Source organism: uncultured Aquimarina sp. (assembly GCF_947492965.1).
Classification (GTDB): domain Bacteria; phylum Bacteroidota; class Bacteroidia; order Flavobacteriales; family Flavobacteriaceae; genus Aquimarina.
The window spans coordinates 509,545-522,807 of record NZ_CANLOZ010000001.1 but is presented as its reverse complement, the minus strand read 5'-3'; the positions used below and the strand labels follow the sequence as shown (position 1 = coordinate 522,807).

Genomic DNA, 13,263 nt, shown 5'->3' with positions numbered 1-13,263 from the left:
TCCTCTTTTACACATATTCCTTGATCAATCCAATGAGTGTATTCGCATCCTGCTCTCCACTCTGCCTCCAAACCATCTCACCCGCTTTATAAATCATTAACGTAGGAAGACCTTTTATTCTAAGTGCTGTTGCTAATTCTTCGTTTTTGTCAACATCTATTTTGATTACTTTAGCTTTATCACCAAGAGCAGCAGCTACGTCTTTTAAAACAGGGTGCATGGAAACCGATGGTTCATTCCATTCTGTATAAAAGTCCAATAAAACCGGAACCTCAATACCTATTAAATCACCAAACTTTGACATGCTTTATAAATTTTATGATCTCACTTTTTACTATTAACGCATAAAGTAGATATCTAATTGTAAATATAACATTTTCTATGAATTAAGAGGATTTTGCTCCTTTTCTCAATTCTATCACCGTAATTTCTGGCCAAATTCCTACTCTACCAGGAAAAGCATGAAAACCAAAACCTCTATTTACATTAAGATATCGTCCCATTTCATTATACATACCAGCCCATTGCTTATACACATATTGTACTGGACTCCATCTTAAAAAACCAGGAATTTCGATACCAAATTGAAATCCATGAGTATGCCCACTTAACGTAAGATGATAATGATCCTCATGTTTTTTAACCTCATATTCCCAATGAGAAGGATCATGACTTAATAATATTTTGAAGTCCTCTTTCGCTACTCCATCTGATGCCTTCGTTAGATCACCAGCTTTCTTAAAATTATGACCCCAGTTTTCTACACCGACAATAGCGATACGCTCTCCATCCTTTTCTAAAAAAGCATTATCATTTAACAATAGATTAAAATCGATCTTAGAATGTATTCGTTTAATAGCCTCAAAATTTGCCTTTTTATCTTCTTCAGAATCCCAAGTAACGTATTCTCCATAATCATGATTTCCTAAAACCGAATACTTACCATACTCAGGAGTCTTCAACTTCTTGAAAGTATCAATCCAATCATCCATTTCACTTGCCATTGTATTTACAATATCCCCAGTAAAAACCAATAAATCGGTTTGTTGTTCATTTATTAAATCTACAGCATATTCTATTTTCTCAACCTCATCAAAACTTCCAGAATGTATATCAGAAATCTGTGTTAGACGAAAGCCATCAAAGGCTGTTGGCAAATCTTCAAAATGAAGTACATGACTTATAACTTTAAAGTTATATTTACCTCTAAAAATTCCATGCACTAAACCAGCAAAAGGAATAGCAGCCACACCAAGCGCAATTTGACTGACAAATTTTCTTCTACTTGGCAAGTATTGGGTAGCATTACCGTCAAAAAATGTATTGGTGAGATAGGTATAACCTGCTATACACAATCTAATAATATCCTCTCCAAACATAAACAATACAAGAATCAGCTTTGGCACTAATGTTACTAATAATAATCCACTTGCTCTAAGAGAATATTTATTAGGCCCAACGCTTCTATCATAATTGGCAAAGACATAAATAACATACCCAATAACCAATAATGACAACAACAGGTATACAATTTGAATCCATTGGCTTTTAGAAAGTGTTCGAATCACCTGATAAGCATACAACTCTATTAAACCAAAAAAAATAAGGGGTATTATCCAACGCATATACACAAAATAAATTACAAAAAACAAAACTATCTTACCTTTTAACAAACTCAGTTATATTTAAGTAAAAATTAACTGTTTAGAACTAAATCATAATAGAATAACGGGTTTACCAATGATGCCTAATTCTTAACGTTAGAAATCTTACATTTTTCTTTCATATGTATAATTTTTATTCGTACCTTCGTTTCACAGGAAGAATATGGGGATGTACAAAAAAAATCTACTTTATTTATAGAAAATTACTATCGTATTTATAGCAATTGATAACATTGTTATCAATTTTATTTTGGGGCGAAATGCCGTCATTTATTGGCGGCATTTCTTATTTAATATGATTTAAACCCATTTTCATTAATCTTATTTTTATCTTGCATTTTTAAAAATAGAATTCAAAACATGTCACAAAAACGTCTTTTTCTACTGGATGCCTATGCACTAATTTTTCGTGGATATTACGCCTTAATCAAAAACCCAAGAATTAATTCGAAAGGGCAAGATACCTCTGCGATTATGGGTTTTGTAAACTCCCTTTTTGATGTCATCAAAAGAGAAAAACCAGATCACCTGGCGGTTGCGTTTGATAAAGCAGGGAGTAAAGACCGATTGGAAATATTTCCTGAATATAAAGCCAATAGAGATGAAACTCCAGAAGCCATAAAAATTGCAGTCCCAATTATCCAAGAAATTTTAAAAGCGATGCATATTCCTATTATAGAAAAAGCAGGAGTAGAAGCAGATGATCTTATAGGAACTATAGCAAAACAGGCTGAAAAAGAAGGATATAAAACCTATATGGTTACGCCTGACAAAGATTATGCACAACTTGTTTCCGAAAATATATTTATGTATCGCCCTGCTCGCATGGGAAATGGTATCGAAATATGGGGAATTCCTGAAGTTCAGAAAAAATTTGAAGTAGAACGACCAGAACAAGTTATTGATTATCTAGGTATGATGGGTGATGCCGTAGATAACATACCTGGCTTACCAGGTGTTGGAGACAAAACTGCAAAAAAGTTTATTGCAGCCTATGGATCGATGGAAGGATTGTTTGAAAACATCGATCAGTTAAAAGGGAAAATGAAAGAAAAGGTAGAAGCTAATAAAGAATTAGGGCTTCTGTCAAAAAAATTGGCCACCATAATTTTAGATTGTGATGTTACGTTTGATGCAAAAGATTATGAGATTTCTACGCCTGATGAGAAAAAGGTAAAAGAAATATTTGGAGAGTTAGAATTTAGAAGATTAACAGATCAATTCACCAAAATCTTTTTTCCATCAGAAGAGAACACAACCGCAACAGCGACTAAGAAATCAACTAGTACTGCAGGAGCTGGTCAGTTTTCATTATTTGGAGGCAATGAAGAATCTTCTTCTACAGATTCTTTATCATCGAGAAAAAACATATCTAATACCGAGCATTTTTACCAGAGTGTTGCACCTGGCATGGCGATGAAATTATTTCTGCAAAATTTATTGAAACAAAATAACGTTTGTTTTGATACAGAAACTACCGGTTTAGACCCTCTAACTGCTGAATTAGTTGGTATTGCTTTTTCTTGGGAAGCTGGAAAAGGGTTTTATATTCCGTTTCCTGAAGACAAAAATGAAGCACAAGAATTAATCGAGCTTCTTAGACCTTTCTTCGAAGCTGAAGATATTGTAAAAATTGGTCAAAACTTAAAATACGATATCAAAGTTTTAGCTAAATACAACTTAGAAGTAAAAGGTAAACTCTTTGACACTATGTTAGCTCATTATCTAATCAATCCAGATATGAGACATAATATGGATGTTCTTTCCGAAACATACTTAAACTATACTCCAGTGTCGATCACAGAGTTAATTGGAAAAAAAGGAAAGAATCAATTATCCTTTAGACAAGTTCCACAGGAGAAACAAACAGAGTACGCTGTTGAAGATGCAGACATTACATATCAACTAAAAGAGCATTTCACTCCAGAACTTAACGCAGCAAACATATTATCACTTTTCGAAGATATCGAAGTACCTTTATTACGAGTACTTGCAGATATGGAAATTGAAGGTATTAATTTAGACAAAGAGTTTTTACAATCGTTATCTGAAGAGTTAGATAAAGATATAAAAACCTTAGAATCAGACATCTATACCGAAGCTGGTGAAGAATTTAATATTGCTTCTCCCAAACAACTGGGAATTGTTCTTTTTGAAAAAATGAAGCTAGTAGACAAACCGAAAAAAACGAAGACGGGTCAATATTCTACTGCAGAAGATGTGCTTTCTTATTTAGCAAAAGATCATAAAATTATCCAAAACATATTAGATTACAGAGGCTTATCTAAACTAAAAAGCACTTATGTAGATGCACTACCGAATCAGGTAAATGAAAATACTGGTAGAGTTCATACAGACTATATGCAGACCGTCGCTGCTACCGGGCGTTTAAGCTCTAATAACCCTAATCTTCAAAATATTCCGATCAGAACCGAACGCGGAAGACAGGTACGAAAAGCATTTGTTCCACGTAGTGAGGATTATACCTTGTTGGCTGCGGATTATTCGCAAATAGAATTAAGAATTATAGCTGCTTTGAGTGAAGAAGAGACTATGATCAGTGCGTTTAAAAATGGAGAAGATATTCATGCTTCTACTGCCGCTAAGGTTTTTAATGTTCCAATTTCTGAGGTTACTAGAGAACAACGTAGTAATGCAAAAACAGTAAACTTTGGTATTATCTATGGAGTTTCGGCTTTTGGTCTAAGCAACCAAACCAACCTTTCCAGAAGCGAAGCAAAAGAACTCATAGACACCTACTATAAGACATATCCGAAACTGCGCAATTACATGAGTGAACAAGTAGATTTTGCTAGAGAAAACGGATATGTACAAACGGTATTAGGAAGACGTCGTTATTTAAAAGATATTAATTCGGCTAATGCAGTAGTGAGAGGTGCCGCAGAACGAAATGCAGTTAATGCACCTATACAGGGAAGTGCTGCTGATATTATTAAAATAGCAATGATTAATATTCATAAAAAGCTAAAAGAAAGCAATTATAAAACCAAAATGCTACTTCAGGTACATGATGAATTGGTTTTTGATGTATTTAAATCCGAATTAGAAGAAATCAAATCTCTGATTCAATCTGAAATGGAGAATGCTTATAAACTAGCCGTTCCGTTAGATGTAGATTTAGGTTTAGGGACTAATTGGCTCGAAGCGCATTAATATTGTAACTACTTTTAATAATTTTATACCAATAGATTAAAACAACAAACCAATCAAAACATTTTCATGGAACAACTTTTTACCGTAGAAAGCCTTGTAACCCTTTTAATGCTAGTATTACTACAAGCAGTCTTAGGGTTTGATAACCTATTATACATTTCTTTAGAATCCAAAAAAGCACCACCAGAAAAACAAAGTTTTGTTAGAAAAATGGGAGTTGGCCTAGCCATTATCTTAAGAATAGTTTTACTTTTTGTTTTGATGTCGCTTATCCAATATTTTCAGGAACCTTTTTTAAGTCTCCATGATAATGGTATTCTTGAATTCAACCTTAACGTCCATAGCCTTATTGTACTTGCGGGAGGTGTATTCATTATATATACCGCCATAAAGGAGATTTGGCATATGATGTTATTAAAAGAACATGAAGAAACCGATAAGGAAGACAAAAAAGGCTCTATTAATAAAGTTATTTTATGGATTGTCATCATGAATTTGGTGTTTTCATTTGATTCTATACTTAGTGCAATGGCCTTAACCAGTAATATGGATTATGTTCCTCAACTAATTTTAATGTCAATAGCAATTATATTAGGTGGTGTCCTAATGATTGTACTAGCTGATAAAGTATCTAATTTCCTTCAAAAAAACAGAATGTATGAGGTACTTGGGTTGTTTATATTATTCATAGTAGGAATTATGCTGCTATCTGAAGGAGGTCACCTTGCGCATTTATACATTTTTAACAATGAGGTTACCCAAATGAGTAAAGCTACCTTTTATTTTGTAATTGTAGTATTGGTTATTGTAGACATTGTACAAGGACGCTATCAGAAAAAACTATTAGCAGAAAAGGAACACCAAGAAGCTCTTGCAGAAAAAGAATCTAAAGATCTACTAGCTGACCAACAAGAAAAGTAACTTGAGAATACAAATAAAATAAAAAGAGCTTCCTTATCGAGAAGCTCTTTTTATTTTATTTATACGCAACGTATTACTGTCTAGTAAAGATTAAGTCGATTTCTCCTAAATCATCCAAAGTATCTGTAAAAGAAAGTGTTGTTTGTGTTAACGTAATTGTTACCGTTGTTGGATCCATTCCTGTAGGAGTAAAAGTTAATTGATCCCCATCCAAACTCCACGAACCAGTTTCCATAAGCGTATTACCTGTACAACTTGCTGTCACCACTGGCGGTATACCTGGCTCTACATCAACAGTAATCTCTGTAACATCCTGATTATAGGTGTCATCTTCATTAACCGTAATTACATCTTCGAAACAAGAAAGTTCTTCCAAAAGGTTTGTGGATGCATTTCCATCCATATCTAAATCAACCGGTAATCCACCAGTCGCGGAAGTAAGCTCCCAAGTACCTACTAAAGAAACCATATCAGAAACTTCTCCATCATCATCATTACTACAAGAAGTAAAAATTAGTGCGCTGCAAATTGCAAAAAGAAAAAAATTGGTTTTCATTGTTTTTGAGTTTTAATTATTAATAAAGATTCATTGCTTATTCTTATAACAAAAGAAGCTCATATTTATTTTAAACACCACTCAATAAACCCTAATTACCCATTGTTGCAGTAAAAAAATCATAGTAATTTAGAAATGCGGGGTAACAAATCACCTTTTTATGTAACTATACTATGTAACACCAAATATTTAAAAATAAGGTCGTTATAAATACTGAACATTAATTTATTAAATTTGCGCATCAAAAAAAGCCCTAAAATGAAAAAACTATTACTCGTAGCCTGTTTGGCATACACTACTTTTAGCTATTCTCAAACAAACTTAATCCAAAATGGAAGTTTTGAAAACTGGACCTCAGGTCAATTAAACGATTGGACGCTTCAAGAAGGAAATATTTCCCAAAATCAAAACGAAGTAACTAATGGTTTAAGCAGTGCCCTTTTTGTGGAAGGCACCACTAGACCAAAAATTATAGCTTCTAACTATATTTTAGAAGGCGGAAAAACGTACAGACTAAGTTTCGATTATAAAGTAAAATCCGGAAGTTCAACATTTGGTCAACAAGTTATTAGTTATAAGTACGGTGCTGCAGATTTCGATCCAAATAATTCTTCAAGCTCCATCCCCCAAAATTTTGAATGGAATACCGTTAGTAAGGAAATTACACCAACAATCACAGAAGAATGGTACTTCGAAATAAGTATAGCTTCATTTATAAGTGATGGTTTTGAAGTCTACATAGATAATATTCAAATTATTGATGTTAATGAACCAATCCCTGATAAAGAAGCACTTCTGGCATTATATAATGCAACAGATGGAGCTAACTGGTCTGAGCCATGGGATCTTTCGACGGACTACAGAACATGGAAAGGATTAACCTTTGACGAGAATGGAAGGGTTTCAAAAATATCATTATTTGGTCAAGGAATGAATGGTTCCATTCCTCCTGAAATAGAAGATTTAACCGAACTTAAAAATCTATTTATTGGCGCAGAAGAAAATTTAATAGGCCCTATTCCTTCTGAAATTGGAAATTTAGGAAAATTGGAATCTCTAAGTTTTTTTGGAAATAGCTTGTCTGGCGAAATACCTTCTTCCTTAGGAAATTTATCAAATCTAAAAAATCTTTTTTTTAGTCAAAATAAATTAACTGGAGAAATACCTGCTTCTTTAGGAAATTTATCTCAATTAACAAGTCTTAATCTAAGTAGAAATGAATTTCATGGCAATATACCCTCAGAAATTGGAAATTTATCAAACATCACATTTTTAGCATTAGGAGGAAATAATTTCACTGGAGAAATACCATCTGAGATAGGAAGTTTATCTAAATTAATAAACCTTGAATTATTCGCAAATGGATTAAGCGGGAGTATCCCTTCAGAAATCGGAAATCTAATTAATCTTGAAACACTGCATATGGACTCTAACAATTTGGGTAATGATATACCCAATGAGCTAGGGAACTTAACGAAACTAAAATCTCTATCCTTATCTAGAAATAAATTAACAGGAAATATACCAAGCACCTTCGGAAATCTAGTTAATTTAACAAATCTAAACCTTTCGTTTAATGAATTAGAAGGTAATATACCAAATTCGTTATGGTCTTTAGATTTATTAATTAGCCTTTCTCTGAATCGAAATAATATTAATGGTACAATACCTAAAGATATTGGTAATTTAATTAATTTATACTGGCTAGACATTGGACAAAATGATATTTCAGGATCTCTCCCGAATGAAATTTGGTCATTAACAAATCTTGAATTTTTGCGTATTAACGGTTTAACAAACTTAGATTCCTGGGAAATACCAGATAATCTAAAAAACTTAACAAAGCTTAGAGTGTTTGACGCTTCTTACATTAATCTTATTGGAATAATTCCTGATATTTTTAATTCGTTAACTGTTCTTGAAGAACTGTATCTGCAAGGCAATAAAATATCTGGAAGTATTCCTCCTTCTCTTTTTTCATTGACAAACCTAAAAAATCTTAATCTCCAACGCAATATGATATCCGGACCGTTGATGGATGTTAGTTCAACTAATATATCAAGGTTTTATGTCTCTCACAATAGCTTAGTTTTCGAAGACATTGAAGGCATAATACAAAACTATAACACAAACATTACAAGTTTTATATATTCTCCCCAATCAAAACTTGACACTGAAGAAGTTATTATACTAAATCAAGGAGAAGAAACTACTCTATCTGTAGAAACTACACAAAGCACTAATAATCTATACCAGTGGCGTAAAAATGATATAGAGATTGAAGGTGCCACTGAACGCTCTTTTACAATTTCAAATTCAAGTTCTCTTGATGTTGGAGTCTATGACTGTATCGTTACAAATAGTAATGTTCCTGATTTAACATTAATTAGAAACAAAATAACACTTAATGTTAATGTTACTCTAGGAACTGAAGATTTCGATAATGCAGGAATAAAAGCATATCCAGTTCCTACAAAAGATAAACTTGTTTTATCTTTAGGAGCGATTCACGGAGAGCACATTACCGCTTCACTTTACGGAATGTTAGGAAGTAAAGTTTTCGAACAAAAAAATCTAACAGATAACCAAATATTAGATTTTTCTAATTTACAAAGCGGAACTTATATTTTAAAATTACAAACAAACACAAAGACCTATGTTTCCAGAATTTTAAAGCAATAACGTTTAAAATTAAATAACAAAAAAATAAGCTCTGCGGTATCCAGAGCTTATTTTTTATATCAAAATGACTTGAAATAATTTTCGATATTACATTGTGTAAATATTAGCTCATCCTCTAGAAAAATCGACAAAAAAATCGTAATAATTCAAAAATGTAGGTATCACAGGCCCATTAAACGGATTTGGACCATTAAATAGAACACAGACACCAATTCCATTTTCTGGATCAATCATTAATTGCGTTTTGTATTGGTTTACATTTCCACCATGGTATACGATTCTCCTATTTCGATAATCCAAAATTCGCCAACCTTTAGCATAATATGAATCAGTAACTCCATCCCATAAATTCACATAGGTGTCATTATCACTCGTACAAATCATAGGATTAAAAATTTCAGATAAGCTTTCTTTAGAAATAATATCCGGGCGATACCCCAACAATACTTTTAGATACGCTCCCATATCCGATATAGATGCATTAATACCACCTGCCGCAGCTACATTGTAATAGTTTTTATGAAGATTTGTTAGAGAATATTTCTTAGAATAATGATTCCATTTATGAGGCAAAGCTACATTACCATTATTTTTAATCCCCAAGTAACTACTAGAAGCATTAGTCATCCCAGCAGGTCCAAACAATCGTTCTTCCAGTAATGTATCAAATGATTTTTGAGTATTACTTTCCATTACTTTTTCGATTACAGAAAAAACTGCATTTTGATAATCGTACGTCGTTCCTTCTTTAGCCACAACACCATTATATCTAAAATTAGCTATAATACTTTGTAAAGACATTCCTTTATGAATCAATTTAGAATTAGTGTATTTGTACAATCCTGTAGTATGAGAAAGTAAATGATTAACGGTAAGCCTTTCTGCCTGAGCTTTATCTTTTAAACTAAAATTTTTAACGGTTTGCTTTACGTTTTGATTCCACTGCAGTTCGTTTCGATCTGCTAAATTACCCGCTAAAACAGATGTTACTCCTTTAGATAAACTTGCGATTCTAAAAACCGTATGAACATCCACAGAGTCAGTAGTATGAATCTCTTTAACCCCAAAACCTTTTTGATATATAACTGTTGAATCCTTTACGATTACAACCGCTGCACCAGGACATTCGGAAATATTAAAATTTGTCGCAAAAAACTTTTCGTAATGTTCTAGAAAAAAGGACAAAGAATCCGTCTTTTCTACTACCGGCTTTGACTCAATCTGAAACTCTTCTTTTTGTTCTTTTTGGGCCGTACAACCAATAGCAAAAAGAGCAATCGCAATTTTAAAAAAACATTTCATAAAGCAACAATCTTAATTATTGCAATAATACAGGTAAAAAACTTCGATATAAAAACTTTCTTGAAACCTTTTTTAAATTTTTATAAAACAAACCGGTAAGTAGCTTTGATCAAAAAAGTATTCTCTGGTTGCTGTCCAAAAATTTGATTATCTAAACTTCTAAATAAATGATCTCCCGGATTCCCTGAACCTGTAATCCCTTGTGACCAAACCAGAAAAATTTCAGATCCCGGAATATACTCCCAACGCAGTACCAAATTAGATCTGAACTGAACAAAGGCAAAATCAGGATCTCCAAATGAATAATCTACCCCTCCTCCGTCTTCATCAACCGAATACGTTCCATCTGCTAACGAAATTTGATTATTATCATACAGCGTTACTCGTTCGTTCAAATCAGAAGCAATCGGATTATTTACATAGTTAAAATCTGTATAAGTCCCTCTGGAAATAAAAGGCTGTCCGTAATACTGAATTGTGAGGTTCGGATTTATATTATAATTAAGACGTATACTAGCACTTAATGTTTGCTGATCAATTCTAGCGGTAATATATCTCGGTGTTCCATTAAAGTCAACCTCAGTTACATACTGCGTCTTATTAGGATTCCTCTCAAATTCTGGATTCAGAGAAACGCTTAAAGCATTAAAAGGTTGATATCGCATTCTTAAAACATATCGATGAAAAGTAAAGTTATTTTGTCTCGCTCCAGAGTTAACGTACCCCATGGTAAAATTAAATTTCTTTCTACTATCCGAACCAAAGAACAAAAACGCAAAATTCTCTTCAGAAAAACGCCATCTCGGACCTCCTCTTAATATAGTATTGGTAAAAATTCTTGGCTTATGAGCTGCCCCTACTTCTGTCCACCAATTATTTTTATAATTAATAAATCCATTAAATTCATACTGAATCCTATTAAAATTTCCTTCAAAATCAAAAGCTGAAGTTTGTTCAAAACTCACATTAGCTCTTCTATAAAATTTTGTAGGTTTTAGAAACAAATAGCGCACATTGGCAAATTGCCTAATATCGTCGGCCTGTCTTAAAAAACCAATATCATTTAACTCTAACTCAGGTGACCTCCAGAAAACTCCGGCGGTGTATCGCCAATTTCCACCGCCAGATTTTCCTCCAATTAATTTCCCTCCTGTTCCTGTTAAAGATGTTCTATTTGGATCTACCTCTACATGATCCGCATCTACTCGTTGAAAAAGATGTGTGAGTTCGTTTTGTGTTGCTTCAATAGCCTCTTTAGATCCTTCTACATGACTCGTTACAAAATTTCCTTCTATAAAATACTTTCTATCTTTCCAATTATGTCTAAAATCTAAACCTCCAGAGTACGCAGCCTTTCTTAAAAAGTTCAGGTTATTTTCTCGCAATCCAGTTAATTCAGAAGTTTCATCTGTATCCAGATTATCATAATCAATATTTAAAATATCACCAAGATTACGATTTGTAGCGGTAAAAATTCCGCCGATATACGTATTCCGATCATTAAAATCTTTCTGAGCTCGACCTACAAAATAATTAGTAAGTGGCTCTACAATTGTTTCCCTCCTATTACCATCAGCGTCCTCTATTTTAGCAATTTCACGTTGTGTTACACTTTCTAATATACCTATCGACCATCCGTCTTTCGTTTTTCCACTAAATTTTGCTGCTCCTAAAATTGTAGTATTATTAGGTCTATCTACGAATTCTGTGTTTACAGGACTCGACCCAATAGAACCTTGAGGGCTTCTACCTATCCTCCTAGAGTAAAAGACATTATCAAAACCATTTGCAAATTGATAATCAAAAATATTCTTATTCTCTACAAAAAATGGCCGTTGTTCTCTAAAAAATATCTGGAACCCATCTAAGGCTATCGCAGCAGGATCGGCTTCAACTTGACCAAAATCAGGATTTACTGTTAAATCCATAGTTAGGTCGTTAGTAATACCAATTTTAGCATCTAACCCACCATTTAATTTAAAATCATCTCCATCTCTAAACGGATTTCCATCTTCAGCTGGAAAGGTATCATACTGAGTCACTGCAAAAGGTTGTATCTCTAACTGCTTTTGCGGTTCTATATCAATTAGACCATGCAACTCTCCGAATTCACTTACCCAACCAGGCGCATCTTGTGGTATTCTTTGCCAAACGGATCTTTCTTCTTTTCTAAAAAACCTACGATTTACCTGAAGCCCCCATATTTGTTCTTTGCTTTTTCCGAACTTTAATTGACTTAATGGAATTTTTACTTCAGCGGTCCATCCTTCCTCGTCAATATTCGTAGCGGTATACCAAATCGGATTCCAACTACCATCCCAATTATTCCCATTATCAGAGATAAATTCATCTCCCTTTACTCCTGCTGCAGTAATAGTAAATGAAAAACCAGTTCTTTTATCGTGATAACTATCTAAATTAATCTCTACCCAATCTCCCGCAAAACCGTCTCTTCTAGACAGCCTTTTTTCTATTTTATCTGGCTCTGTATCATAACACCTATATGCTATATAAAGGTATTTTTGGTCATATAATATTTTAAACTTTGTTTGCTGACTAGGAGGTGTGTTTTCATCAGGTTCATTTTCAATAAAATCTCCTGACCATTCTACTAGATCCCAACTTGACTCATCGATTAATCCATTTATGGTTGGTGCCTCAGAACCCTGAAGAGGTTTAGTAGTATATATTCTTTTTTTTACTTTCGTAGAATCTTGAGCATTCGCTGATAAAGCAAAAAGAAGTAATACTAACACTTGGATAGTGCACTTCATGTTGATTGGTTTTGTTGATTGATGTTTATACAAGGACTTAAATAATTATTTTTTGTCACAGTTTATTTTATTATTTAATAAAATATTAACATCGATTTCTTTCTTACAGAGAAATAAAACTTTGAAAAAACAATAGAATAATTGATCTATCTGAAAACCAAGCAATCATCCTTTCAAAATAATATCAACT

Annotated in this window: 8 protein-coding genes; 3 read left to right on the top strand and 5 right to left on the bottom strand. The window is 33.2% G+C overall.

From position 1 onward, the window contains the following. Positions 1-7: 7 nt before the first annotated feature. Complete coding sequence (locus tag Q1B37_RS02190; protein WP_299603584.1) at positions 8-304, bottom strand: thioredoxin family protein; 297 nt, start codon at positions 302-304, stop codon at positions 8-10. Positions 305-386: 82 nt separating this feature from the next. After that, the gene (locus tag Q1B37_RS02185) at positions 387-1,625 is read right to left on the bottom strand and encodes a metallophosphoesterase (RefSeq protein WP_299894942.1); all 1,239 of its coding nucleotides are present in this window, start codon (positions 1,623-1,625) and stop codon (positions 387-389) included. A 399-nt stretch (positions 1,626-2,024) separates the two neighbouring features. On the opposite strand from Q1B37_RS02185, the gene polA reads away from it, so the two are divergent. Together polA and Q1B37_RS02175 are read left to right on the top strand one after the other, a co-directional pair. After that, positions 2,025-4,838: a DNA polymerase I gene (polA, locus tag Q1B37_RS02180; RefSeq protein ID WP_299894939.1), complete on the top strand. Its 2,814-nt coding sequence runs from the start codon at positions 2,025-2,027 to the stop codon at positions 4,836-4,838. A gap of 66 nt (positions 4,839-4,904) precedes the next feature. Continuing rightward, positions 4,905-5,759 carry a TerC family protein gene (locus Q1B37_RS02175; RefSeq protein ID WP_299894936.1) on the top strand — a complete coding sequence of 285 codons (855 nt, stop codon included), beginning with the start codon at positions 4,905-4,907 and terminating at the stop codon, positions 5,757-5,759. A gap of 73 nt (positions 5,760-5,832) precedes the next feature. Here Q1B37_RS02175 and Q1B37_RS02170 read toward each other — a convergent pair whose 3' ends face one another. Continuing rightward, positions 5,833-6,315, bottom strand: a complete 483-nt coding sequence (locus tag Q1B37_RS02170; RefSeq protein ID WP_299894933.1) for a lipocalin family protein — start codon at positions 6,313-6,315, stop codon at positions 5,833-5,835. 258 nt (positions 6,316-6,573) lie between these two features. Between Q1B37_RS02170 and Q1B37_RS02165 the strand changes: the two genes are divergently transcribed. Next, positions 6,574-8,997: a T9SS type A sorting domain-containing protein gene (locus Q1B37_RS02165; protein WP_299894931.1), complete on the top strand. Its 2,424-nt coding sequence runs from the start codon at positions 6,574-6,576 to the stop codon at positions 8,995-8,997. 108 nt (positions 8,998-9,105) lie between these two features. Here the strand turns inward: Q1B37_RS02165 and Q1B37_RS02160 are convergent, their stop codons facing one another. Continuing rightward, on the bottom strand, positions 9,106-10,299 hold the full coding sequence (locus tag Q1B37_RS02160; protein WP_299894928.1) for a serine hydrolase: 1,194 nt from the start codon (positions 10,297-10,299) through the stop codon (positions 9,106-9,108). Positions 10,300-10,379: 80 nt separating this feature from the next. Beyond that, complete coding sequence (locus Q1B37_RS02155) at positions 10,380-13,073, bottom strand: DUF5916 domain-containing protein (protein ID WP_299894924.1); 2,694 nt, start codon at positions 13,071-13,073, stop codon at positions 10,380-10,382. Positions 13,074-13,263: the final 190 nt, after the last annotated feature.